The sequence below is a fragment of the Clostridium ganghwense genome (assembly GCF_026735165.1).
GTDB classification, from domain to species: domain Bacteria; phylum Bacillota; class Clostridia; order Clostridiales; family Clostridiaceae; genus Clostridium_H; species Clostridium_H ganghwense.
Genome location: NZ_JAPQES010000030.1, coordinates 1 through 503, shown reverse-complemented (window position 1 = coordinate 503; position 503 = coordinate 1). Strand labels below are relative to the sequence as shown.

General features: G+C 42.9%; 1 tRNA gene and 2 rRNA genes. All 3 read left to right on the top strand.

The features are described from left to right. Positions 1-109: ribosomal RNA gene (locus OXH55_RS19955) — 16S ribosomal RNA — on the top strand; the annotation flags it as partial. A gap of 127 nt (positions 110-236) precedes the next feature. Next, positions 237-313 (top strand) — tRNA-Ile (locus OXH55_RS19950). 86 nt (positions 314-399) lie between these two features. Continuing rightward, positions 400-503: ribosomal RNA gene (locus tag OXH55_RS19945) — 23S ribosomal RNA — on the top strand; the annotation flags it as partial.

The window sequence follows — 503 nt, the reverse complement described above, 5'->3', positions numbered from 1 at the left end:
AGCCCGTGAGGTAACCTTTTGGAGCCAGCGGTCGAAGGTGGGATTGATGATTGGGGTGAAGTCGTAACAAGGTAGCCGTAGGAGAACCTGCGGCTGGATCACCTCCTTTCTAGGGAGAAACGGAAGCAAAGCTTCCATTTGACGACTCTGTTACTTATTCTGTTTAATTTTGAGAGACTAATAAAAAAAATATTGAAGGTTTGATGTTTTTAAAATAGTTTCTTATAATAAGATGTGGGTCTATAGCTCAGCTGGTTAGAGCGCACGCCTGATAAGCGTGAGGTCGATGGTTCGAGTCCATTTAGACCCACCAATTTTGTTCTTTGAAAATTGCACAGTGAATATAGAAATAACCTAGAAATAAAACATCTAAATATAATTTAGATGTGCTGATTAAAAGATCAAGCTACAAAGGGCGCACGGTGAATGCCCTGGCACTAGGAGCCGATGAAGGACGTGACAAGCTGCGATAAGCTTCGCGTAGGCGCACATAGCCTGTGATG